Origin of the sequence: Sorangium sp. So ce327 (assembly GCF_051530205.1) — a bacterium.
GTDB lineage: Bacteria > Myxococcota_A > Polyangia > Polyangiales > Polyangiaceae > Sorangium > Sorangium cellulosum_B.
Map to the genome: position 1 here is coordinate 13,198,293 of NZ_CP150330.1, position 22,926 is coordinate 13,221,218.

21 protein-coding genes are annotated in these 22,926 nt (G+C 71.4%); 9 read left to right on the forward strand and 12 right to left on the reverse strand.

The features are described 5' to 3' along the window. Positions 1 to 30 precede the first annotated feature (30 nt). From WME95_RS49580 to WME95_RS49605, 6 genes are all read right to left on the reverse strand, one after another. On the reverse strand, positions 31 to 525 hold the full coding sequence (locus WME95_RS49580) for an SRPBCC family protein (RefSeq protein WP_437906138.1): 495 nt from the start codon (positions 523 to 525) through the stop codon (positions 31 to 33). Beyond that, complete coding sequence (locus WME95_RS49585; RefSeq protein WP_437296829.1) at positions 509 to 841, reverse strand: ArsR/SmtB family transcription factor; 333 nt, start codon at positions 839 to 841, stop codon at positions 509 to 511. Before WME95_RS49585 ends, WME95_RS49580 begins: the two co-directional genes overlap by 17 nt. A gap of 165 nt (positions 842 to 1,006) precedes the next feature. Next, the gene (locus tag WME95_RS49590; RefSeq protein WP_437906139.1) at positions 1,007 to 1,138 is read right to left on the reverse strand and encodes a hypothetical protein; all 132 of its coding nucleotides are present in this window, start codon (positions 1,136 to 1,138) and stop codon (positions 1,007 to 1,009) included. 14 nt (positions 1,139 to 1,152) lie between these two features. Beyond that, entirely contained in the window at positions 1,153 to 2,382 is a 1,230-nt protein-coding gene (locus WME95_RS49595) for a hypothetical protein (protein ID WP_437906140.1), read from the reverse strand. A gap of 117 nt (positions 2,383 to 2,499) precedes the next feature. Continuing rightward, entirely contained in the window at positions 2,500 to 3,630 is a 1,131-nt protein-coding gene (locus WME95_RS49600; RefSeq protein ID WP_437906141.1) for a hypothetical protein, read from the reverse strand. Between the two features lie 559 nt (positions 3,631 to 4,189). Then, positions 4,190 to 4,657 (reverse strand): hypothetical protein, encoded by a 468-nt coding sequence (locus tag WME95_RS49605; RefSeq protein WP_437906142.1) that lies wholly within the window; start codon positions 4,655 to 4,657, stop codon positions 4,190 to 4,192. Between the two features lie 277 nt (positions 4,658 to 4,934). Here WME95_RS49605 and WME95_RS49610 point away from each other — a divergent pair, with 277 nt between their 5' ends. After that, on the forward strand, positions 4,935 to 5,066 hold the full coding sequence (locus WME95_RS49610; RefSeq protein WP_437906143.1) for a hypothetical protein: 132 nt from the start codon (positions 4,935 to 4,937) through the stop codon (positions 5,064 to 5,066). An 18-nt stretch (positions 5,067 to 5,084) separates the two neighbouring features. Here the strand turns inward: WME95_RS49610 and WME95_RS49615 are convergent, their stop codons facing one another. The 6 genes from WME95_RS49615 to WME95_RS49640 all read right to left on the reverse strand — a co-directional run bounded on the left by WME95_RS49615 (position 5,085) and on the right by WME95_RS49640 (position 9,964). Next, entirely contained in the window at positions 5,085 to 5,600 is a 516-nt protein-coding gene (locus WME95_RS49615) for a hypothetical protein (RefSeq protein WP_437906144.1), read from the reverse strand. 233 nt (positions 5,601 to 5,833) lie between these two features. Further along, a complete protein-coding gene (locus WME95_RS49620) occupies positions 5,834 to 6,286 on the reverse strand; it encodes an MmcQ/YjbR family DNA-binding protein (protein WP_437906145.1) in 453 nt (150 codons plus the stop codon). 129 nt (positions 6,287 to 6,415) lie between these two features. After that, on the reverse strand, positions 6,416 to 6,940 hold the full coding sequence (locus WME95_RS49625) for a hypothetical protein (RefSeq protein WP_437906146.1): 525 nt from the start codon (positions 6,938 to 6,940) through the stop codon (positions 6,416 to 6,418). A 269-nt stretch (positions 6,941 to 7,209) separates the two neighbouring features. Continuing rightward, positions 7,210 to 8,076, reverse strand: a complete 867-nt coding sequence (locus WME95_RS49630; protein ID WP_437906147.1) for a helix-turn-helix domain-containing protein — start codon at positions 8,074 to 8,076, stop codon at positions 7,210 to 7,212. Positions 8,077 to 8,138: 62 nt separating this feature from the next. Then, entirely contained in the window at positions 8,139 to 9,299 is a 1,161-nt protein-coding gene (locus tag WME95_RS49635; protein ID WP_437906148.1) for an SUMF1/EgtB/PvdO family nonheme iron enzyme, read from the reverse strand. A 119-nt stretch (positions 9,300 to 9,418) separates the two neighbouring features. After that, positions 9,419 to 9,964, reverse strand: a complete 546-nt coding sequence (locus WME95_RS49640; protein ID WP_437906150.1) for a TlpA family protein disulfide reductase — start codon at positions 9,962 to 9,964, stop codon at positions 9,419 to 9,421. Between the two features lie 228 nt (positions 9,965 to 10,192). On the opposite strand from WME95_RS49640, the gene WME95_RS49645 reads away from it, so the two are divergent. The 8 genes from WME95_RS49645 (at position 10,193) to WME95_RS49680 (ending at position 22,788) form a co-directional block, all read left to right on the forward strand. Further along, positions 10,193 to 12,883 carry a HEAT repeat domain-containing protein gene (locus tag WME95_RS49645; protein WP_437906152.1) on the forward strand — a complete coding sequence of 897 codons (2,691 nt, stop codon included), beginning with the start codon at positions 10,193 to 10,195 and terminating at the stop codon, positions 12,881 to 12,883. A 288-nt stretch (positions 12,884 to 13,171) separates the two neighbouring features. After that, a complete protein-coding gene (locus WME95_RS49650; protein WP_437548004.1) occupies positions 13,172 to 13,552 on the forward strand; it encodes a hypothetical protein in 381 nt (126 codons plus the stop codon). Then, on the forward strand, positions 13,549 to 15,726 hold the full coding sequence (locus tag WME95_RS49655) for a M20/M25/M40 family metallo-hydrolase (protein WP_437906153.1): 2,178 nt from the start codon (positions 13,549 to 13,551) through the stop codon (positions 15,724 to 15,726). Before WME95_RS49650 ends, WME95_RS49655 begins: the two co-directional genes overlap by 4 nt. Before the next feature lie 110 nt (positions 15,727 to 15,836). Next, on the forward strand, positions 15,837 to 16,967 hold the full coding sequence (locus WME95_RS49660; protein ID WP_437906154.1) for a formylglycine-generating enzyme family protein: 1,131 nt from the start codon (positions 15,837 to 15,839) through the stop codon (positions 16,965 to 16,967). Positions 16,968 to 17,167: 200 nt separating this feature from the next. Next, positions 17,168 to 17,662, forward strand: a complete 495-nt coding sequence (locus tag WME95_RS49665) for a hypothetical protein (RefSeq protein ID WP_437296842.1) — start codon at positions 17,168 to 17,170, stop codon at positions 17,660 to 17,662. Positions 17,663 to 18,131: 469 nt separating this feature from the next. Next, on the forward strand, positions 18,132 to 18,437 hold the full coding sequence (locus tag WME95_RS49670; RefSeq protein ID WP_437906156.1) for a hypothetical protein: 306 nt from the start codon (positions 18,132 to 18,134) through the stop codon (positions 18,435 to 18,437). A 173-nt stretch (positions 18,438 to 18,610) separates the two neighbouring features. Beyond that, on the forward strand, positions 18,611 to 19,270 hold the full coding sequence (locus WME95_RS49675) for a hypothetical protein (protein ID WP_437906158.1): 660 nt from the start codon (positions 18,611 to 18,613) through the stop codon (positions 19,268 to 19,270). Between the two features lie 167 nt (positions 19,271 to 19,437). Continuing rightward, the gene (locus tag WME95_RS49680; RefSeq protein WP_437906160.1) at positions 19,438 to 22,788 is read left to right on the forward strand and encodes a protein kinase domain-containing protein; all 3,351 of its coding nucleotides are present in this window, start codon (positions 19,438 to 19,440) and stop codon (positions 22,786 to 22,788) included. Positions 22,789 to 22,926: the final 138 nt, after the last annotated feature.

Here is a 22,926-nt window from a genome sequence, read left to right on the forward strand (position 1 = left end):
TCGGCTGTCCGGACGCGCGGCGCAGCGCGTTCAAGCCGCCGACAGCGTCTTGCCTGTCTCGAGCAGCGTCTTCAGATCGCTCAGGATATAGCTCCAGCCACCGCCGGCTTCCTTGATCACGCCCGAGGTGATGGCGGCTGTCTTGGGCGCGTCGCCGACCTCGTGGGTCACGGTCAGCGACGTGATGCCGTAGGGGCTCACCTCGATCTCCCAGGTAAGTCGCCTGAAGCCTTCCTCCTTCATCTCGGGATCCCAGAGGATGCGCCACGTCTGAACGAGCTTTCGCGGGGGATCGGCCTCGATGACCTCTCCATCGATGATCACGCTGGGGCCGCCGTGCTGGGACATCTCCGCGTTCGCGAACGCCTGGTATTTGCCGCCGGGGCGCAGATCGTACTCCGCGCGGGCGCAGTAACCGTACCTCTCGATCCACTCGGGCTTCGTGATCGCCTCCCAGACGGCCTCGGGCGTCGCCTTGATGTGGACTCGGTAGATGTGGACCGGCTTCTCACTCTTCGTCGTCATTGTTCTTCTCCAGGTGTTTCTTCAGATCAACGAGCGCCGAAATGCGCCCCTCGGTGTACTTGTCGATCCAACGATCGTGGATCTGGCGAATGGGGACCGGGTTCAGGTAGTGGAGCTTCTTCCGGCCCGATCGAACCGTGACGACGAGCCCCGCGGCTTCGAGCACCCGAAGGTGCTTCATCACGCCGAACCGCGACATCTCGAGCTCGGACTCGAGCTCCGTGAGCGTGAGGCCGTCACGCGCGAAGAGCCGGTCGAGGAGGGAGCGCCGGGTGGGATCGGCCAGCGCCTTGAAGACGCGATCGTCGTCCGTCACCTCCTTGATATGTTACCAAATGGTCACCTGTCAAGGTCCGGGATGCCCGGCCGGCGCGGGTCCGGGCGCGGGCCGCTCCAGGTGCGCGGATGTAAGATGTGAGGCGCAGGGCGTGCGGCCGGATCAAGAGCGGTCGGGCGGCCAGTAAGCGGGCGAGGGGCGACCTCAGAAGCCTTCGCCGTTTTCGAGGATCGACGGGCACATCGCGCGGACGCCCGCGCACTCCTCAGGAGGCTGCAAGAGGTCGAGGCTGGACCCGCACGAGAGCGCCTTGAGGGTGCCGGTCACGGGGATCATGCTGGCCTTGACGGCTACCGGCGCGGGGCCCCATCGGCGGTCTGCGACCTGTCCTGAACCCGCGCCTGAAGGCATGTGAAGCGAGAGCCGGGGTGCTGCTTCTCCTTGGTGTACGTCAACGGCTCCTGTACTTGCGCGACGGGGCGCCCGTCGACCTGCACCCGCAGCGAGAACACGTTGCCCGGGGCGAGTGTCTGCTCGTCCTCCACCACGGTGCGCACGTCGAGCGCCCAGCGCGTCTGCTCCTTCCACGCGAGGAACACGCCCGCGGAGAGCTGCCCCGAGAGCGCGAGCGCGACGCGATCGCTCGAGCGCATCCCGGCGAGCGAGAGCTGCGCGGTGGCGCATCGGGCGGCATGACAGGCCTCGATCGTGACGGTGCCTCCCGCCATTTTTGCCGCCGGGAGCGAGAGCGCCGCGCTGGCGCCTGGCAGGCAGCGATCGCCCGAGAGCTCCGCTTCCCTTCTCGGCTTCGACAGGTACGCGCGGAGGAGGACCGCTGGCGAGCCCGCGAGGATGACCACCTCCTCGTGATGCATCTCCCCCCGGAAAGAGAAGAACGTGTCCCGATCCAGCGTCTGGAGCCGCGAGGCGGGGACGCCGCGCCGCTCGAGCTCGCCTCGGACGGCGGCCACTCGGCTCGCCGCGAGGCGCGCGGCCGCCGCCTCGGAGGGAGATTCGCCACACGGCGTCGTCCCATGGACGAGGACGTTGCCGTCAGGATACTCGGAAAGCAGCCGCGCCAGGCTCTCCAGCGGCGCGGGGTGCGTGGGCCCGGACGAGCCTCGCGCGAAGGGGATGGTCTCGTAGACAGGCCTCCTCTCGACCGGATGAACAACATAGTTCGGCGGCGCGAGGCCCTTCGCGACCGCGTCGAGGCAGCCCTCCAGCGTCGTCGGCTTCCAGCCCGGGACAGGCGCGCGTGGCGCGCAGCAGATGCGGCCCTCCTCGCGCATGATCCAGCCTGCACCGGTGGAATCGCTGCCCGGCGCCGGACAGCGGAGCAGCCCGGAATCCCCGGCGTCGCTGGGCGCCGAGGCCTCGCTCGCCGGGCGCGCTGGCCCGTCGCCCACCGCGCCGTGCCCGGGCGGCTCGACGTGCGGCGCCGCGTCCGACGGTGGTGGCCCCGCGTTCGGCGCTGAGGATTGCGGGCTCCCGCACGCCGCCACGGCGAGGAGCACGGCGAGCCCGAGCGTCGCGGCGATACGCGGTCGGCATGAGTCCCACGATGGCTTCCGGATCAAGCGCTCTCCTCCTCTCACCAACCACGTACGTTGACGGCAGGCCGAGGTCGCCACGAGCTCCCGCAGCCATAGGGTGCGCCGCGACGAGGCGCCACGATCCCGGGGGCCGGCGCCTCGTCAAGGGAACGGCACGTCGCCCCCTACCTGCGCGCGCAGGCACGGCCCGCGCCAAGCGGTGAGGTTCTTCTCCTGGATATACTTCAGCGGTTCCTCGACGTGCGCGACGACGCCCTCGTCGACCTTCACGCGCAGCGAGAACCAGTCGCCCGAGGCGAGCCTCGCCTTGCCCATCGCCGTGCCCACCCTCAGGACGGCGCCGTCCGGATGGGTCCAGCTGAGCAGCGCACCCGCGGAGAGCCCACCTTCGAGCGTGAGCACGAGGCGGTCGCCCCAGCGCAAGGTGTCCAGCGAGAGTGACGCGCTGGCACACCGGGCAGCGTGACACGTCTCGATGGTGAGGCGACTTCCCTGGAGCTCGGCCGTCGGGAGGAGGAGCGTCGCGATGGCCCCCGGCACGCATTGATGATGCAGGGACTGCGGAGGCCGGGGCTCGTTGCTGGAAGGCGAGTAGACGAGCACCGAAGGCGCATCGAGCAGGGCGAGCGCCTCGCGGTGCCGGAGATCCTCGCGCGTGCGCAGGAACTCGGATTGATCGTGCGTCACGAGCTGCGAGTCCTTCGCGCCGTGCTGCGCGAGGTCGTTTCGAACGGCAGACACCCGGTCCGCAGCGAGCCGCGCGGCCGCGGCTTCGGACGCTGTCTCGCCACAGCGTGTCGTCCCGTGGACGAAGAGCTGGATGCCGGGATGTGTTGTGAGAAGCTGCGCGATGTCGAGCAACGGCCCTCCCAGCTTGGCCGAGCCGCGCGCGAAGCGGACGGGCTGCAGAAGCGGGCCCCCGTCCAGAGAACGGTCAAGGAGCACCGGCTTGGCGAGCGCGGGCGCTGCCGAACGAAGGCACTCCTCGACGTCGGACTGCTGCCAGCCCGGGGCAGGTGACCGCGTCGCGCAGCAGAGGCGCCCTCCGCTGGCCATCACCCAATCGCCCGTCGTGCTGGAATCGCTGTCCCGCGTCGGACAGCGCAGGGGCTCAGGCTCCGCGCCGTCGCTGGACGTCGCCACTGGCCCCGCTTGCCCGCGATCGAGCTGGCCAGCAGGCGGTGGGCCGCCCGGAGGGAGCAGCCCTGGCCTGGGCGTGGAGAGCTGCGGGCTAGAGCAGGCCTCCACCGCGAGCAGCACGGGGAAGAGCAACGCTCCCGTGGTTTTCTTTCGACACCCGCTCCACGACGGTCCCCGGTTCGACGTCATTCGTCCTCGCATGCTCCCTACCTCGATCGCTCGCTGAAGTCATGGTCGCGCACGAGATGGACCGGATGCTGCTGGAGCGGACCGTGGCGCTTGTTCGGTCCGGCGCGATGACGGAGGGCGAGAGGCGTGCGGTGTTCGTGTCGAAGATCACGGAGCGTCCGACCGATCGAACTCCACATCGATCGCGCCTACGTGAACAGTCCCATCGTTGATGACGTGATCCGCGCGAAAGGCCCGGTGTTCTCGAAGCCTTGGGGATCGGAACTAGACGATCTTCAACATGTTTGTCGTCCAGGGAGGACCTCGGCCGGAGCGTCGATGCGCTCCTCGGGCCTCCGGCCGATTCGGGACAGGCTCTTCGTCAGCGGCGCGCCCGACAGCTCGACGCTCGCGCTCGACGACCGAAGGCATGGGCGCGAGGCGATGCGGTGACGCGGCGGACGCCGGCTGTGCAGCCAGATCGAGAGCGGCCGGGCGGCCGGTAAGCGGGCGAGAGGCGACCTCAGAAGCCTTCGCCGTTTTCGAGGATCGACGGGCAGAGCGCGCGGACGCCCGCGCACTCCGCGGGAGGCTGCAAGAGGTCGAGGCTGGACCCGCACGAGAGCGCCTTGAGGGTGCCGGCCATGGCGATCAGGCAGGTCTTGGCCTCCGCGACCGTGACGGTGCACCCCTTGAAGTCGTACGTGAAGCACCTGGTCGACGTCAGAGGTTCATTGGCAGAGAGGAGGCACGCCCGCCAGATGGCCGCGCACTCCTCTATGTCAGAGGCGTTGAGCAGTCCGATGAGATCGCACTGGTCTGCTCTCGCGAGCTTCATCGGCTCTTTGAGGTCGTCGCACACCTGGGTGGCCTCTCGGCTCGTCAGCTCGCCGAGCTGCCGGTTCTCGTCGAGGGCGCTTGCGGTCTCGCCCCCATCGTCGCCGCACGCCGCGAGCGCGAGCCCAGCCGCCAGGACCTCGAGAAGCGTCATCCGTCTCATTCGAGCTCTCCTTGACGAGGAAGGTGCGTTCCTGGCCGTTCAGGACCCGCAGGCGCCCCGTCGCCCCGACGATACCCGCGCTCCGCGCGCTCGGGCAGCGTCCCATCCGGAGCGCCACGTCGGCCTTGCGTGCCACGCGGTCGACGGTCTCGTCGGTGAGGCTCAGATCGGCGGAAAGCGCGGGATGGCGCTCGAGCCATGCACGGTCGCGCGCAGCTCGCGGAGGTGCTCGGCCCACCGCATGTCATGGCCTGGTCGGAGAGGAGGCGTGACGGGCGCGGTTCCGGACAGGGGGCTTCACCGCCATGGCGATGAGGCCAAGCTCCCCGGGCTGTTCCTGGCCGACCTCGTGGCGCTCATCGCGCGCTTCGAGGTCGTGACGCCCGAGATCGACCGGTGATCTGGGAGAGGGGCGACCTCAGGAGCCCTCGCCTTCGCCTTCGGTCTCGCCGAGCTCCGGGCACTTCTCGTTGACGACCGCGCACGCGGCGGGCTGCTGCGCCAGGTCCGCGATGCTCGATTCACACGTGAGCGCTCTCATGGCGCTCGTCATTGCGGTCATACAGGCCTTCATCTCTGCGACCGTGGCGGTGCACCCCGCGAACTCGGACGGATCGCACGAGCCGATCGGCTCGGGATCCTCCGGCTCGCTGATGCACTGGTCCTTGAAGGTCTCGCAATCCCCCCCGAGGATGGTGTTGCCCAGCCCGATGAGCTCGCACGAGTCCTCCTTCGACAACTCGATCGACCCTGCGATGTCCGCGCACACCTGCTGGGACTCCGCGGCCGTCAGCTCGTCGAGCTGCTTGCCGTCGAGATCGCCCCCGCCGCTGGTGTTGCCGCCGGTCTCGGCCCCATTGCCTGCCTCGTCATCGCCGCACGCCACGAGCGAGAGCCCGGCCATCAAGAGTCCAAGAAGCTTCATTCGTGTCATCGAGTACTCCATCATCGAGAAGGTCCACCTGGGTGTCCGCGCGGCGCTCGAGACGGCTCCGCCGGAGGAAGCGGGCGGGCTGCCCCGTCGATCAGGCAGGCGCCCATGCGTGAACCTACTACGACCAGTATCGAACTTTCCTTCCTCACCATCGGAAAATGGACCGCAGCCTCCGGCCCGGGGCTCGCCGCGCGCGGCCGAGGCGCTCTCCGGACCGCGCATCCCGGCGCCGGTCACGTCGCGCGCCGGCGTCTCCGGGGAGGTGAGGGAGAGCCCGGCGGCGCCGCCGGCTCCCCGCTGCGGCCCGCGTCCCACTGCGCGACCACGCGCTTCGGCGCCACGCGACGCCAGGCGCCCACGAGCAGCTCTTCCAGGAGCGTCCGATCGACGCGGCGGAGCTCCACCCGGGTCCAGCCCTGGTGTCCCCACGGCGTCACGGAGAAGACGTCGGGCTGCGCCTGCACCAGGCTGTCTTGCTCCTCGAGGGACAGCTTGAGGACGGCGCGCTCCTCCGCCACCCAGTGGGTCGCGAAGATCTTCCCTCGCACGCGGAACGATGGTTTGCCGAAATGGTCCTGCTCCTCGGCCTCGGGAAGCGACAGCGCGAGCCTCTGGAACTCTTCGGAACGGAGACCAGGAGGAGCATTCGTGGGGGGCGTGGGAGGCGTGGGAGACAGGCTCGACATGGTGTTCGTCCCTTCGAAGCCTATCCTGGAGAAGGCGATGCCGGCGGTCTTGTAAAGATTTTACCCCGCCGCGGGCTCGTGCCAGCGAGACCGAGCCGCGCGGCGGGGCGGGTGCTGCGCTCAGGAGTGTTAGCCCTCGCTCTCGTCTTCCTCTTCTTCCCCTTCCCCTCCGCCCAAGGCCCCCGGGCACTTCTCCTCGATCGCGGCGCACGCCGCCGGCTTCTCCGCGAGGTCAGTGAGCGTCGATTCGCATGTGAGCGCCTTGATGGTGCCTACCATGGCGTCCACGCAGGCCCTGACCTCCGCGACCGTGGCGGTGCAGCCGGTGAACTGGGACGCTCCGCACGCTTCGAGGTCGTCCGTCTCCTCGGGCTCCTCCGGAGCGCTGATGCACTCCTGCCTGGTGGTCTCACACTCCGTTCCGAACAGAGAGGCAAGCACCCCCGCGGCCTCGCACGAGTCCTCCTTCGAGATCGTCTTGGCCTGCCCGCGGAGGTCGTCGCACAGGCCGTCGGCCTCGTCGGCCGTCAGCGCGCCGAGCTCTTTGCCTTCGATGTCGCTCCCGCTACCGCCATCGCCATTCCCCTCATCATCGCCGCAAGCCACGAGCGCGAGACCAGCCATCAGAAACCCGAGAAGCTTCATCCGTGTCATGTCGAGATCTCCTTGAAAGAACGAGGACGTTCACCTTGAGCAGGCCCGCGTGGCCCTCCAGGCGACGCCACAGCGCCTGGAAGCGCTGGGCGCGGCGCCTTCCGGGCGACTGCGCTGCTCAGCCAGGTCTACGTTCGATGAGAAGATTCCTTTCCTCCGCGAACGGCGCGCGCAGCTTTTCCACGCGAGCGCCGCCCTCGCCGCGTACAGGGAGTCCCACGTTCGACCCGGCGCGCCCGACGCCCGAGGCCCCGAAGAGCGCTCGCCCGCTACGGGCTCATGCCGGCGACGTCGATCAGCGCTGCGCGCGTCCGGGTCGGGGTCGTCCCGCTGAACTGCTTCACGTCCCGCGCGAGGTGCGCCTGGTCGTAGTAGCCGAACCGCTGGGCGAGCTCCGCCCAGGTCCCCGTGGCGCCCGTCTTGAGGTGCCGCACCAGCCGGTCGAAGCGCACGAGCCGCGCGAGGAGCTTGGGCGGGACGCCGACGTGCTCGCGGAACAGGCCGATCACGTGCTTCTGGCTGTAGCCGAGCTCGCGCGCGAGGGCGCGCATGTCGACGGCGCCCCCGCGCTCCTCGATCCGCCGGAACGCCCACGAGACAACGCCGACCTCGAGCCGCGCCTCGTCCACGCGCTCGCTGAGCGCCCGCTCGATCAGGTCGAAGCGCGCGTCCCACGTCGGGAGCTCCTCGAGGCGCTCCGCCAGCCGGGCGTGCTTCCTGGGCAGCAGATCGCGCGCCGGGATCACGCGCCCGGTCAGCTCCTCCATGGGCACGCCGAAGAAGAGCCGCGCCCCGATGGGGGTGAGGTTCACCTGGAGCCCGCGCTGGAACCCGTCGTGCTCGGTGATCGTGAAGGTGGCGTCGAGGCCCGCGACGAAGCCGCCGGGGTGCGAGGAATGACGGCGATCGCTCCCCGCGTCGAACACGCGCAGCGGCGGTCCGAACTCGATGATCACGACGATCTGCGGCGCCGGGAGCTCGCGCCGCCGCAGCGGCCCGGGCGTCTCCTCCGTGTAGCCGCTGTAGTCGCGGATGTACGGGCGGAGGTTCGGCGCCGGGGGCCGCGTCGCGATCTCCCAGCGGCCCTCAGCGGAGTTGCCGCGGGTGATCCGAGCGCGAGGCGCCAGCGCTTGCATCGCAGGGGAAGGGTACCCGTCGACGCGGGCGCGAGCCAGCCGCGCGCGCAGGGCGTGTCAACTCAGCGGATCGTCTTACAGCACCTCAGCCCGAGGTGGTAGTTCGCGTGCCACGCGTCCTCCATCGGCTCGACGTGCCAGCGCGGGCTGTAGGCGCAGTGATCGGGGTAGGTCTCGCGGCCCTTCGGCCTCGGGGCGTCGTGCTCGCGGGCTACCTCGACATAGAACCAGGCGCTCCCCTTGAGCTGGCTGTACAGCTTGCCGTCGTCGCGGTCGCGGCGGGTCATGATCTCGGCCACGTTGCCGTGCTGATCGAACACCCCGAACCGCGAGCGGCACGCGGGGAAGGACCCGGCAGGCTCGGTGTCGGTCGCGCAGGTCTTGTAGGCAGAGCGCGCGGTGTCGCCGTCGCACGGCTTGCCGTCGATGTCGCGGTGCGGCGTCTGCGTGTGGCAGACGGCGAGATCGAGCTCGTCGCCGTAGGCGTACGTCCTCGGCTTGCCGCCCTCGGGATCGCCGCGGCACGCGAGGCTCCACTCGTCCTCGGTGCAGAGGCGCTTGCCCTGCAGGCTGCACACGGCCGCCGCCTGCGTCGGGCTCGCCCAGACCATCGGCAGCTCGCACGGCTTGTTGGGAAACTCGAAGATGTCGATGCAGAACTCGGCCGACGCCGGCTTCCCGCGCGCGTGTTTGAAGACGGGCACCATGTTCTCGTGGCCGCCGCAGCGGGCGCGCTGCTCCTCCGTCTGGAGGACGACGCCCCGGAGGCCCTCCAGGCACTGCTCCTTCGATCGCGTGTGCCGCGCGAGCTCCTTGTTGCCCTGGTTGAGCCGGGCAGGGGAGCCGCCGCCGAAGTTCTTCTCCAGGAAGAGCTCGGGGTTCTTGAGCTTCCGCTCTCGCTCCGAGAACTCCTTCAGCGAGAAGAGCCGCACCAGATCCTCGCGCGCCTCGTAGTGGGTCGCCATCGGATCCCCGACCGCCCCGGGCGCGCCGGCGTCGCCGCTGACCGCGCCGGGCTCGCCGGAGGCCCGAGGGGCCGGCGCCTCCGGGGCGGAGGCCGCCGGGCCCGGAGGCGGCGCGGAGGCGCTGGCCGGAGGCGGCGCGCCCGCGTCGCGGCCGCGATCGGCGTCGCCGCGGGAGCAGGCCGGCGCGGCGGCGGCGAGCGCCGCCAGCACGAGGTGCAAGGGACGGGAGGGAGGAGGCACGTGGAGCGAGCGGGGCACGTCGAGCTAGAGAGGCACGTGGAGCGAGCGGGGCACGTCGAGCTAGAGAGGCACGTGGAGCGAGCGGGGCACGTCGAGCTAGAGAGGCACGTGGAGCGAGCGGGGCGCGTCGAGCGAGATCAGAGGGCCGCCTCGATGATCTCGGAGAGGCTCGCCTCGTCGACGACGCCGGTCAGGTAGGCCGCGACCTTCCCCTGCCGGTCGATCACCACGAGGCTCGGCAGCTTGTCGACCCCGTAGTGGGCCGAGGCCTCCTTCGCGTCGTCGATCAGGATGGGATACGAGAGGCCCTTCTTGAGCGCGTACTGGCTGGCCACCTGGGGCGGGTCGTCCACGTTGACGCCGAGCACCACGAGCCCCTTCTTCTCGTAGCGGCGCGCGATCCGGTCGAGGATCGGCGCCTGGACCGCGCAGGGCCCGCACCACGTCGCCCAGAAATCCAGGATCACCGGCTGGCCCCTCAGCTCGGCGATCTGCATGCGCGCGCCGGGCTCGCCGTTGGCGGCGACCGGCAGCGTCACGTCGGGGGCCTCCGCGCCGACCATGCCCGAGGCCCCCGGCGCAAGGCGCGGCAGGATCACAAGACCAATCAGCGCGCTCAGGGCGATGAGCAACGCGACTGCAGGATAGAGAATCTTGCCGGAATTGGGCTGGGGTTCGGCCATACGGGCCCTGGGCTTCATAGCAAATCTTTGGGCCTACGTCCGAGCGGCTCTGGTACGGTCCGGCGCCTCGACCGGCCGGGCGCTTTGCCGCCTGGCCCGGGGGCGGGGGCGCAGCGCGGCTCGCCGTGCGACGCCGCCGCCGCCGGGAGGGGTCGGGGGCGCAGCGCGGCACGCCGCGCGATGCCACCGCCGTTCGGGTCACGTCGTCGCCCGCGCGCTGGAGGAACCATGCTCGATCGTCCGAATCTTTCACGAGAGAATCCCGCGGGGCCGCGCGGACGGCGCCCGCCGCCGGGGCCCCTTCCGGCCAAGCAGGCGGCCAAGTGGCCCCCCGATGACAACGATCTGCCCGGCGCCCCGCCGGCGCCCGCGGGCGGCGGCTTCGCGGACGACGGCAACTTCAAGCGCGGGCGGTTCAGCCCCGTGTCGATCGTGGTCGGCCTCGTCGTCGCGCTCGGCGCCGCGGGCGCCATCTGGCTCGGCGTCAAGCAGGACAGCCAGAAGATGACGGTCGACGCCGTCTCCAAGGAGAAGAAGAACATCTTCGTCCTGCCCAAGAAGGACCAGCTGCCCCTGTGGCGCAAGTGGGCCGCCGCGAGCGCCGAGCTGTCGCTCCAGCAGGAGGCGCTCATGCAGCTCGCGTGGGCCGACGACCCCGAGGGCGTCACCCACGCGCAGAACGCGCTCGCGCTGCCCGACCACCGCGTGAAGGGTGTCGCCGCGCAGGTGCTCGCGTACTACGGCTCGCCCAAGGCCGACAGCGCCAAGCCCGCGCTGCTCGAGGCGCTCAAGGTCGCGGACGAGAGCGACAGGCCCCAGATCGTCTGGGCCCTCGTCGAGCTCAAGGAGCCGGCCGCGTTCAAGGACGCGATGGACCAGTACAGGAAGGGGTTCCTCTCGAAGGTCGAGCGGCTCGGCGGCGGCATCGCCTTCGACCCCGAGAAGCTCGCCGGCCTCGTGTCGCTCGAGGAGCTCTCGAAGCTCGCGACCGACGAGAGCTCGTCGGTGCGGCAGCTGGTCGCGACGGTCCTGTCGCGCAACGCCGAGCCCAAGTGGACGAGCGCGCTCATCACGCTCGTGAAGGACAAGGACGTCGAGGTCGCGCGCGAGGCCGCGAACGGCCTCGGGAGGATCGGCGACGAGACGGCGCGCGCCCCGCTCCTCGAGGCCCTCGCGAACGCCGACAAGGCCAGCCGCCAGCGCTTCCTCGAGGCGCTGCGCGACGGCATCGGCGGCGAGGGGCTCGTCCTCGCCCTCGACAGCGTGAAGCAGGACCCCGAGGAGACGACCTGGTTCCAGACGAAGCAGATCATGGAGATGCTGCGCGAGCTCGCCGACCCGCGGTCGGCCGACCCGCTCGTGAAGTGGATCGAGGCCAGGAAGCCGCCGCTGCACTGGCAGGGCGAGGCGGGGACGCGGCTCGCCGAGGTCGGCGACATCCGCGCCGCCAAGTTCCTCGGCGAGCGGCTGCTGGCCGACCCGCTCAAGCTCTACAAGCTCGAGAAGTTCTGGGAGGCGGACGAGGGCGGGCACCTGTCGCGCACCGATCTGCCGCGCGTCGTCGGCGCCCGCATGCTCGCCGATCTCGCCTCGATCCACGCGGACAAGGCCGCCGAGCTGAAGGCCGCGGCCGAGGCCCCGGTCATCCTGTGGCTCAAGGATCGCCCGCAGCCGCACGCGAACGGCCTGCGCTTCCTCGCCACGGTCCGCTCCGAGAAGATCCTGAAGGACATGCGCGACTGGGCCTTCCCGACGGACCCGCTCCCCAAGGAGGGGCAGCAGCCGCCGTTCCCCGCGGCCTTCGAGACCGCGCAGAGCGCGCTCCGGTACATCGGGCGCATGAAGGACGAGCCCTCGTACCCGAAGCTCCTCGATCAGTTCAACCGGAAGAAGGACCCGAAGCTGGACATCACCCAGGACGCGCTCCAGGGCGCCGGGCTCGCGATGCTGGGGATGGCGCTCCGCGCGGTCGCCTACGGCGCGTCGCAGGGGCTCGCCGAGTGGGGCGACCCGCGCGCGGTGGAGAGGCTGACGAAGCTCATCGAGGACGAGATGTGGCACGAGGAGGCCCGCCAGGCCGCCTGCGAGGCGATCGCCTGGTGCGCCGACGACAAGACGATGATCGAGGTGGCGAAGAAGGCGAAGGAGTTCGCGAGCAAGAAGGAGCCGCGCAAGCAGCTCATCGGCGCCTGCTACGCGTCGTCGCTCGCGCTCCGGCCGGTGCCCGGCGCGGCCGCCGAGCTCGTGCCGCTCCTCGCGGCCGACGTCGAGCCCGGGGTGCGCATGGCCATCGCGCGCGCCATCGGCGTCGGCGGCTTCGACGAGGCGGTGCAGGGGCAGCTGTTCGAGAAGCTCAAGGACGTCGAGGTGCGGAACGCGGCGGCGCTCGCGCTCATCCTCGGCGGCACGAGCGACACCGCGGCGCGGACGGTCGCGATGTACGCCGACTTCGACAAGTCCGCGCTCGACGACCTGAAGGACCACTACTACCGCGCCTTCGGCTACTGGTCGGACGAGGACTTCAAGCGCGGCAACCTCTACCGGTACGTCGCGAACGCCGAGGCGATCACGCGGGTGAAGGTCGCCGACGCGCCGCAGGAGTGGGCGCGGCAGCGGCTCCAGGCCCAGTTCGACAACCTGAAGTACGACAACGGCCCGCACTCGGAGACCCGCGTGGTGCTGCGCTACCGGCTCTTCCAGGAGGCCAAGAGCGGCGACGGCGCGAAGAAGAAGGGCGCGATCGAGACGCTCAAGTTCATGAAGGAGAAGGGCGTGCTCATGGCCCTGCGGCACGAGCAGGGGGAGACGGGCGCGCTCGCGAAGCGCGCGTTCCACGAGCTCATGAACCCGAAGGCCACCGTGGCCGAGGACCTGAGCAAGTTCGCCCCGGCGAAGGCCGGGGGCGCCGACACGCAGTAGCGGCGCGCGGTCCGGCGCGGCCGGCGTCCGGCCGGCGCGCGAAGCCGCGGCGCACGATCCAGGGGCAGGGAGCCCGGGAGCGCTCGAGGAGGAGGTCGTCCTCTCCGGAGCTTCCGGGCTTCCTGTTTTTGTGCTGGCAGCGCGGCCATTTCCGTCTCCGGCGCGCGTCGGGCTGGCCGGGGTGGTCGGGTGACCGGCGCGTGTCGGGCTGGACAAAACGCACGTTTCGGAAGAGTGTTCGCGCCGAGGTGCACTGTGGCTACCTGGCGTGATGAGCTCATCGAAGCCGTGAAATCGAAGGCGGAGCGCGAGGCTGAAGAGCTCGCGCGGCACAAGAAGCGGGTCGCCGAGGCGCTCGCGGCCGCGGAGTCGGCCGTGTCGCTGGGGGCCGAGTCGCTGAAGTTCGCGCACGAGAGGCTGCAGGAGAAGGGGCAGCCCATCGCGTTCGCCCAGGAGCAGGACAAGCACCGGCTCGCGCTCGGCGATTTCAGCCTCTCCCTGGAGCTCCTGCGGGAGTCCGCGATCGTCCGGGTGACGTTCGGCGACGGCAAGCCGCGCGAGTTCGACTTCGCGAAGGACCGCCACATCGCGCCCGCCGACGTGGAGGAGTACATCGGCCGTCGCGCGCTCGAGCTGGTCCGCGCGGCGCAGAAGGCGTCGCCGTGGTGAGCGCCGGGCGCGCCGCGGCCCCGCTGTCGCCCCGCGCATGGGGCCTTCGCCGCGCCTTCGCCGCCGGCCTGCTCGCCGCGGTCGCGGCGTGCGCTCCGCCGGCCGCGCCGCCCCGCCAGCCTGACGCGCCGCCGGCCTCGAAGCCTGCCGCGCCGGCGCCCGCCGCGCCGGCCTCGGTGGAGGTCGATCCCGCCGCGGAGGCGCGGATCGCGGCGGACGTCGCGTACCTCGCGTCGCCCGAGCTCGCGGGGCGCGGGACGGGCGAGCCCGGCGCCGATCGCGCGGCCGAGTTCATCGCGCGCCGGTTCGCGGAGCTCAAGCTCTCGCCGCTGGGCGGGCCGGGGAGCGACGCGAAGGCGTACCGGCAGGTGTTCGACGCGCGGGTCGGCGCCGACGTGGCGCCCGCGGCGCTCGCGGTGCAGCGCGCGGGCCGGAAGCAGAGCGTCGAGGCCGGCAAGCTGGTCACGGCCGACGGGAGCGCGAGCGGCACGGTGTCGGGGGCCGCGGTGCTCGTCGGCCATGGAGTGACCGCGCCGGCGCTCTCCTGGGACGACTACGCCGGCCGCGATATCGAGGGGAAGATCGCGATCGTGCTCGACGGCGTGCCCACGCTGGACGGCGGTCCGGGTGGAGCGGCGCAGGCCGGCGCGCATGGCGGCGCAGCGCCCGGGGGGCCGCACGGCGGCGCTGCGACTGCCGGTCCGCACGGCGGCGCAGCGCATGCCGGTGCAGCGCACGGCGGTGGAGCGCATGCCGGTGCAGCGCACGGCGGCGCAGCGCACGGCGGCGGAGCGCATGCCGGCGCAGCGCCCGCCGATCCTCATCATCATGCGCCGCCTCAGCGGCCGGCGGACGCGCTCCGCGACTTCGGCAGCGTCCGCTACAAGCTCCGCACCGCCCGCGAGCACAAGGCCGCCGGGGTGATCCTGGTCGCGGCGGGCGACGAGCTCCCGCGGGTGTCGGACGACGCGGCGAGCATGGGCATCCCGGCCGTGGTGATCACGCGCTCCGCGGCCCGCGCGCTCTTCCCCGCGGCCGGGCTCGCGCCGCCCGCGAAGCCGGCCGCGGTGAAGCCGGCCGACGCGAAGCCGGCCCCGGCGAAGCCCCCGGCCGCGACCAAGGCCGCCGCGCCGAAGCCGCTCGGCGGCGCCACCGTCGAGATCACGACCAAGGTCACCGCGCGGATGGCGCCGGCGTCGAACGTGATCGGCCTGCTCCCGGCGCGGGACGGCTCGCCGCATGCCGGTGAGTACGTCGTCGTCGGCGCGCACTACGATCACCTCGGCTACGGGGGCACGTCGTTCTCGCGCGCGCCCGGCGTGCATGCGGTCCACCCGGGCGCCGACGACAACGCCTCGGGGACCGCGATGCTCCTCGAGGTGGCGCGGCGGTTCGCCTCGCTCCCCGAGCGGCCGGCCCGGAACCTCCTGTTCATCGCGTTCGGCGCCGAGGAGCTCGGCACCATCGGCTCGCGCCACTTCGTCGATCACCCGCCGGCGCCGCTCGCGGGGATGAAGCCGATCGTGGCCATGATCAACGCCGACATGGTCGGCCGGATGCGGGACGACAAGCTCCTGGTCGACGGCCTGGGGACCTCGCCCGACTGGAAGTCGATCGTGGACGACGCCGCCCGCGGGCTCGGCCTCACGCTCCAGTTCGGCGTCGAGGGCTTCGGCGCGAGCGATCACGCGTCGTTCACGGCGTCGCGCGTCCCGATCGCCTTCCTGTTCACGGGCGTCCACGAGGACTACCACCGGCCGAGCGACACGGCGGACAAGATCAACGCCGCGGGCGTCTCGCGGTGCTCGGTGCTCGCGGCGCGGATGGCGCTCGCCCTGTCGCGGCGCGACGCGCGCCTCGCCTTCACCGACGCGCCCGCCGACCCGCACCGCAGCATGCGCGGCGGCTTCCGCGCGTCGCTCGGCACGATGCCGGACTACGCGTACCAGGGGCCCGGCGTGAAGCTCACGGGCGTGCGGCCCGACGCGCCGGCGTCGCGCGCCGGCATGCAGGCGGGGGACGTGATCATGCGCATCGGCGCCCACGCCGTCACCAACATCCACGATTTCATGTTCGCGCTCGGCGATCTCGAGCCGGGCCGCGAGGTCGAGATCGAGGTGGATCGCGGCGGGACCCGGGTGCCGCTCAAGGTCATCCCCGCCCCCGGCCGATGAGCCGGCGCCATCGCCGCGCCGCGCCGCCGGTCGCGCCACCTCGACGGCGCAGGGCTCCACGAGGGCCCTGCGCGGTCAGCCTCGCCTTCCTCTGCGGCCTCGCGGCCGCGATGCTCGCCTGCGACAGCCCGCCGCCCGCGGCGACCGGCGCCGTGGCCTCCGGAGCGCCCGAGCGCGCCGGCGCAGCTGCGGATGCCGAGCCGGCGCCGCCCGACGCCGCTGCGGCACAGCTGTCGGACGCCGCGGCGGAGCTTGCCTACACCCCGGCGGAGCCGCCGGACGCCGCGGTGGAGCTTGCCTACACCCCGGCGGCGCCGCCGGACGCAGGGGCAGCAATGTCGTACGTGGCAGCGGCGCCGGACGCCGCGGCGGCAGCCCTCGACGGCGGCGCGCCGGACGCCGCGGCGGCAGCCCTCGACGGCGGCTCGCCGGACGCCGCGGCGGCAGCCCTCGACGGCGGCGCTCCGGACGCGGGGCTGCCCGGCAGCTCCGAGGGGTGCCCGGACGACATGGTCCTCGTCGAGGGCGACTACTGCCCCGTGGTCGATCAGATCTGCCTGAAGCACCACAAGGAGTACGAGAAGGACCAGGAGCGACGGGCGACGCCCTCCAACGAGGCCGAGGGCCCGACCACCGTCAGCGAGCGGTGCCTCGAGTACAGGCGCCCGAGCGAGTGCCTCTCGAAGAAGCGCGCGCCGATGCGGTTCTGCGTCGACCGGTACGAGTGGCCCAACAGGAAGGGCGAGCTCCCGGCGCTGCTCGTCTCGTGGCGCCAGGCCGTCAAGGCGTGCGAGGGCGTCGGCAAGCGCCTCTGCACGGAGGACGAGTTCAACTTCGCCTGCGAGGGCGAGGAGATGCTCCCGTACACGTACGGCTTCGCCCGCGACGCGACGAAGTGCAACATCGACCGGCCCTTTCGCCAGCGCGAGGTGACGCTCTACCACTACGAGCGGTGCATGCGGCACCCCAAGTGCAAGGCGGAGCTCGAGCGGCTCGATCAGCGCGTGCCTGCGGGCTCGATGCCGGCGTGTGTGTCGCCGTTCGGCGCCTACGATCTCAACGGCAACATCAACGAGTGGGTCGTGCGGCCGGGCCGCAAGTCGCCGGAGCGGAGCGGGCTGAAGGGCGGCTGGTGGGGCCCCATGCGCGGCCGCTGCCGCCCCACGGTGGGGTTCCACAAGGAAGAGGACTACGGCTACGAGCAAGGGTTTCGTTGCTGCAAGGATGCTGCGGCGCGGTGAGCGCGCGGTGGCGCGTCCTTTTTGAGGGGCGCGCGGCCGCCGACCGGGGGTACGCTCCTGTCCAGCGGGCCCGCGGCGCGGCGCTCGCCGGCGAAGGGCCTGCGGTTCCTCCTCCGGGGGCCGGGGCTCAGATCTCAGCGACGGGCCGTCACCGGCCCGTCGCTCACGCGGGGAGAGCCCCGCACCTCGAGGAGACCTTGATGAAGCGATCCATGTGGTTCACCAGCGCGCGCTCGGCCGCCTCGGTCGTCCTTGCCCTCGGAGGCCTCGGGCTCCTGACCTCCGCGTGCAGCCGGGGCCGAGACGCCGAGGATCCGTCGGATCCGCAGTACAACGCGTACAACCAGCAGCAGCAGGGGTACCAGCAGCCTGGGCAGTACCAGCAGCCGGGATACCAGCAACCCGGGCAGTACCAGCAACCTGGGCAGTATCAGCAGCCCGGGCAGTACCAGCAGCCGGGGTATCAGCAGCCCGGCCAGTACCAGCAGCCGGGCACGACCGCTCCGGCGACGACGGGGCAGCCGGGCCCGCTCGCGCTCCCGTGTTCGAACGACATGGTCTGCGGCACGCACAAGTGCAACACGGCCGTGGGCAAGTGCGCCTTCCCCTGCGCGGCGAACACCGACTGCGCGGCGGGCTTCTCGTGCATGGGCGCGGGCTCGGCGACGGCGATCTGCGTGCCCGGCGGGCAGTAGAGAGCGCCGGGGTCCGGCCGCGCGACGTGCGCGGCGGCCGTCGGACACCCCAGGAGCGCCACCTCGCGCGCCATCCCAGGGATCGGGGTCTCTTCGGGGCAGCTGGCAGCCTCCCCGTCTGCCGGGCGCCGGGGAGGTTGGTCCCGACGGCTCGTACCACACGACGCCGCGGCTGATCGACAAGAGCGAGTACACGTCCCACAGCGATGGGACGACCGGGCGTCGCGAGATCGACTTCGTCTGGAGCGATCGATCGAACAAGAACGAGCGCCGGGTGAGCGGCGAGGAGCTCCGCCGGAGGCACGGCGCCGAACCTGGTTCTGCATCCGCCCACGTCCGACATGTTCGTGAGGCTCTCCTCCACGATCGTGACGCGGTCAACTCTGTTGCAGGACATCCTCCAGCCCAACATGGGCGTATGCGTGTGGGGAGCGTGTAGATGAGTCATTCGACGAAGGGAGATAGTGTGATGAGCTATAGGCGTGGGATCACGTGCCAGATTACAGCTTTCGAGGTCATCGATGCTCCCTCGGACCCGAACGTGCCGGCCCGGAAATGGATGGCAGTAGCCACTGCTCACGTCTACGATCCAGATGCCGTTGTGCCGCCGCTGACGCCCGCGCAGACGGTGCTGGCAGGGGAGACCATGCGGGTGATCAGCGGCCGCTCGTACGCGGACACGGAGGCAGATGCCATGGCACTGGCGCTCAGAGGATTATTGTTTGAGCTGACGGCAAAGGGCTTTTCGGCAAACCACGATGTGAAGCTCTGGTGACGGCGAGTCCCAGCCCATGCTGGACGAGGTGCGTATGTGATCGAATTTCAGCCAAAACCTGGCGTGTCCTTCGAGGCAGGAAAGAATGTCGATGAACTGATCCATCGAGGCACCCTCCGCTTCGGGCGGCATGTCGACATTACGTTCGCTGGCTCCGATCCGTGTTGAGGATTATGAAAGATCTGTTTGCTGTGTCCGACCCCACCGAGGTCATCGTTCTTCACAGGGCAGTGAATGAAGCCAAGCTTCCATTGCTCTCCTACGATCAAGATCTCTCTGCTAGCGCGATTCTGGCGACAATCGCGGAGCGTCTAACGGCAGCCCTCAGGGATATTCCGCAGTGGGACGACGACTCCTGGCGATCGTTGTCGCCGCGGCACCCAGCGTGGGAACTCGCGGTCAACCGAGCGTTGTCGGATCAAGATTATCTCCGAACGGCTGCGCTTCCCGAAAAACGAGAATATGTCCGTCTTCTCCTTGCGCCCTATCGCAACGACGATGCGAAGATTTCGGAGTTTATTGATTGTGTTGATAGTATCCTTGGCGAACGAAGGTGGTACCAGCTCTGGCTGCGGAAAGCATCGCCTTTTGCCGGTGGAGTCGCGTTCCTGAGGGAGGGGCCGGACGGTCGTTTCGCCGCATGGGATGCCAACCATAATGAGATCATCTCCGGTAGTCTGGACGAGGTCGGTGCGGTACTTCTGGAGGGGAATTTTGAGCCGTTCGGTTACTTTGTCCACGATGTGCCGGAAACCCGCGTCGGCGACTCGCGCCTATCATCCTCCTCGCCCTCATCGCGCCGTCCAGCACCACGGGTAGATCCACTTGACTAGATCCGAGCGTCCCTTGGTGTGGTGTCCACCCCCCCCAGGGCGACGTGATGAGTTGGGCCGCGCCGAACACGCGAGCGGAGGAGCCTCCCGCAGAGCGCCATCGGCCTGGCCCCCATGGACACGTTTCGCCGCCCGCCTGGCTGTGCCACCCTGTCAGCGCTTCAACCATGCCGGCGCCGGAAGAAGACCCCACGCTCCCGCCGGAGCGCCCCGGCCCGCTTGCCGCGGGCCCGGCGCAGACGAGCGACCCGGCGTCGATGACGATGCCGCCGGCAGACGCCTCGGCGCCGACTCGGCCCCTCCCTCCGGCCGAAGAGGCGCACGCGTCTGACACCGAAACGGAAGGGGGCGCGCCCACGCGCGGCGCCGCGGCCGGAGCGGCCGGGGTTCCCGTCGCTGCGTGGAGCCGTTACGAGCTCGTCCGGCCGCTCGGGCGGGGCGGCATGGGGGAGGTGGTCGAGGCGCGCGACAAGCGCCTGGGCCGAGCGGTCGCGCTCAAGTTCATTCGCGGGGCCGACCCCGACCGCGCCCTGCGCCTCTTGCAGGAGGCCCGCGCCCAGGCGCGCATCGACCACCCGAACGTCTGCAAGGTCTACGAGGTCGGCGAGGTCGCGGGCAAAGCGTACATCGCGATGCAGCTCGTGCGCGGCCGGAGGTTCGACGAGGCGGCGAGCGAGATGTCGCTTCCCGCCAAGGTGCGGGCGATGCGCGCGGTGGCCGAGGCGGTGCACGAGGCGCACAGGCTCGGCATCGTGCACCGCGATCTGAAGCCCTCGAACATCCTGATCGAGCGGGTCGAGGACGGGAGCTTCCACCCGGTGGTCGTCGATTTCGGCCTCGCCTACGAGGCCGGCGGCGAGCAGAGCCTCACCGAGACCGGGGCGCTCCTGGGCACGCCCGCGTACATGGCGCCCGAGCAGGCGCGCGGCCAGGTGCACGGCGCCGACCAGCGCTCGGACGTCTATGGCCTCGGCGCCACGCTCCACCAGCTCCTCTGCGGCGCAGCGCCGTTCGAGGGCGCCACGCCCGCCGCAACGCTCCTCAAGGTGCTGCACGAAGAGCCCCGACCCCCGCGCGCGCTCGCGCCCGAGCTGCCCGCCGACCTCGAGACCATCACCCTCAAGTGCCTCCACAAGGAGCCCGAGCAGCGCTACCCCACGGCGAGGGCCCTCGGCGAGGACCTCGGGCGCTTCCTCGACGGCGAGCCGATCCTCGGCCGGCGCCCCCGCCTGTCCTTCCGGCTGAAGCGGCTCGCGCGCAAGCACCGCGCGCTCGTGGCCGTCTCGGCCCTCTCGCTCGCGCTCATCGCGGCGCTCGGCGCCCTCGGCCTGCGCTCGCAGCTCGAGGCGCGGCGCGCCCGGGCCGAGGCGGCCGAGCGGGCGAGGCTCGGCGAGGAGATCGGACAGGAGGTCAAGGAGATCGAGTGGTTCTTGCGCGTCGCCTACGGCCTGCCGCTGCACGACACCGGCCGCGAGCAGGCCCGCGTCCGCGAGCGCATGGCGCGCATCGCGGCCCGCCACGTCGAGACGGGCGGCGCCGGCGCGGGGCTCGCGCGCTACGCGCTCGGGCGCGGGCACCTGGCCCTGCTCGAGTTCGACGAGGCGCGCGAGCAGCTCGAGCGCGCCCGTGCGCTCGGGGTCGACTCGCCCGAGCTCCACCACGCGCTCGGGCGCGCGCTCGGCGAGCTGTACCGCCGCGCCATCGAGGACGCCCGGCGCAGCGGCGGCGTCGCGTGGGTGGCCGGGCGGCGGCGCGCGCTCGAGGAGCAGTACCTCCTGCCCGCGCTCGCCGCGCTCGAGAAGAGCCGCGGGCTCGGGCTCGAGTCGCCCCACCACCTCGAGGGGCTCATCGCCCTCTATCGCCGCGACCACGACGCCGCCGCGCGCGCCGCGGAGCTCGCCGGCCGCGAGGCGCCCTGGTCGTACGAGGCCTTCCGCCTCGCCGGCGACATCGCCCACGCGCAGGCGGTCGATCGCTTCGATCGAGGGGATTACGACGGCGCGCGCGCCGATCTCGAGCGGGCGGTCGCGCGGTATGACGAGGCGCTCGAGGTGGGGCGCAGCGACGCGCTGGCGTACGAGGCGCTCGCCGTGGCCTGGCTGAAGCGGGCCGAGGTCGACGAGCGGCAGGGCAGGCCCCGCAAAGAAGCGCTCGAGCGCGCCCTCGATGCCTCGGGCAAGGCGGTGCGGGCGGCGCCGGGGCGCGCTTCGGGCCACACCCGGAGGGCCCAGGTCCTGATGAGCTGGTATCAGCTCATGAAGGACGAAGGCGGCGGCCTCGAGCCCGAGCCCATCCTCGAGGAGTGGCTCGCCACCGCCGCGCGCGCCATCGCGCTCGACCCGAGCGACGTGTACGCGCACGACGCCGCGGGGCTGGCCCACTTCACGCGGGGGTTCGAGCAGGCGCGCGCCGGCCTCGACCCGGGCCCTGCCTGGGACGAGGCCCACGTCCAGCTGACGCGGGCCCTCGAGCTGGAGCCCAACTACCCCTGGGCGCTCAACGATCTCGCGAACGTCCACCGCTGGAAGGGCAACCACCGGCGCGACAAGGGCCAGGACCCGCGCCCCGAGTACGCCGAGGCCGCGCGCTCCTATCGCCAGGCGATCGAGAGCGATCCGAAATACCTCTTTCCCTACTGGAACCTCGGCGACCTCTACAACGACTGGGCCTCGTACGACCTCGCGCACGGGTTCGACCCGCAGGACACGGTGCAGAGGGCGCTCGAGATCGGGCGCCGGGCCCTCGCGCTCGACGCCCAGTTCTACCAGGCGCTCAACCAGGCCGCGGTGGCCGAGCTGACCCTGGCGCAGCACCTCGCCGCGCGCGGCGCCGACCCGCGCCCGCCGATCGAGCGCGCATTCGTCCACCTCGACCGATCGCGCGCCATCAACCCCGCCGCGGGGCGGACCTCGTCCTACCGCGCCGAGGGCCACCGCCTGGCCGCGCTCCACGCCCTGCGCTCGGGCGGAGACCCGAGCGACGATCTCGAGGCCGGGCGGGCCGCGCTGGCCGAGGCCTACCGGGCAGAGCCGAGCTGCCTCGGCTGCCTGCTCGCCGGCGCGCAGCTCGGCGCGGTCGAGGCGCAATGGGCGCGGCAGAGAGGGCGTTCACCCCTGCCCGCGCTGCGGAGGGCGCGCGACGACGCGCGGCGGGCCATCGAGATCTACCCCCACGCCGAGGGCCACGTCGAGCTCGCGCGCGCCTGCTGGCACCTCGCGCGGGCGTCGTCGCCGGCCGAGGCCCGCGGCGCCGCCGACGAGGGGCTGAAGCACGTCGAGCAGGCGCTGCGTCGCGATCCGCTCCTCGCGCACGCCCACGCCGTGCGCGGCGGGCTCCTGCTCTCGCGGGCGCGCGGGGCGGCCGACGCGAGGGCGCGCCGCCAGGAAGCGCGAGAGGCCCAGGCCTCGCTGGGGCGCGCCTTCGAGCTCGACCCGCTGCTCCGGCGCGAGTACGCCGAGGCGGCGCGTGAAGCGGAGCGAGGAGCCGAGGGCGCCGCGCCGGGCGCCGCTCGGCCCTAGTCTCGACGAGGGCACAGCTGCCCGGTGTCAGGCAGCTATGCCCACCTCGAGACGGGTACCGCGGCTCAGAAATCCCGCCAGAGAAACCGGTCGATGACGAGCGGTCGCTGGAAACAGCAGCGATTCTCATGGCTTCCG

Bases quoted from the DNA above. Each gene is read 5' to 3' on its own strand.
- WME95_RS49615 (WP_437906144.1), bottom strand. From the start codon at position 5,600: ATGACACGAATGAAGCTTCTTGGACTCTTGATGGCCGGGCTCTCGCTC.
- WME95_RS49625 (WP_437906146.1), bottom strand. From the start codon at position 6,940: ATGACACGGATGAAGCTTCTCGGGTTTCTGATGGCTGGTCTCGCGCTC.
- WME95_RS49590 (WP_437906139.1), bottom strand. From the start codon at position 1,138: ATGATCCCCGTGACCGGCACCCTCAAGGCGCTCTCGTGCGGGTCCAGC.
- WME95_RS49680 (WP_437906160.1), top strand. From the start codon at position 19,438: ATGCCGGCGCCGGAAGAAGACCCCACGCTCCCGCCGGAGCGCCCCGGC.
- WME95_RS49640 (WP_437906150.1), bottom strand. From the start codon at position 9,964: ATGGCCGAACCCCAGCCCAATTCCGGCAAGATTCTCTATCCTGCAGTC.
- WME95_RS49605 (WP_437906142.1), bottom strand. From the start codon at position 4,657: ATGACGCTTCTCGAGGTCCTGGCGGCTGGGCTCGCGCTCGCGGCGTGC.
- WME95_RS49620 (WP_437906145.1), bottom strand. From the start codon at position 6,286: ATGTCGAGCCTGTCTCCCACGCCTCCCACGCCCCCCACGAATGCTCCT.
- WME95_RS49660 (WP_437906154.1), top strand. From the start codon at position 15,837: ATGCTCGCCTGCGACAGCCCGCCGCCCGCGGCGACCGGCGCCGTGGCC.
- WME95_RS49580 (WP_437906138.1), bottom strand. From the start codon at position 525: ATGACGACGAAGAGTGAGAAGCCGGTCCACATCTACCGAGTCCACATC.
- WME95_RS49665 (WP_437296842.1), top strand. From the start codon at position 17,168: ATGAAGCGATCCATGTGGTTCACCAGCGCGCGCTCGGCCGCCTCGGTC.
- WME95_RS49670 (WP_437906156.1), top strand. From the start codon at position 18,132: ATGAGCTATAGGCGTGGGATCACGTGCCAGATTACAGCTTTCGAGGTC.
- WME95_RS49645 (WP_437906152.1), top strand. From the start codon at position 10,193: ATGCTCGATCGTCCGAATCTTTCACGAGAGAATCCCGCGGGGCCGCGC.
- WME95_RS49630 (WP_437906147.1), bottom strand. From the start codon at position 8,076: ATGCAAGCGCTGGCGCCTCGCGCTCGGATCACCCGCGGCAACTCCGCT.
- WME95_RS49675 (WP_437906158.1), top strand. From the start codon at position 18,611: ATGAAAGATCTGTTTGCTGTGTCCGACCCCACCGAGGTCATCGTTCTT.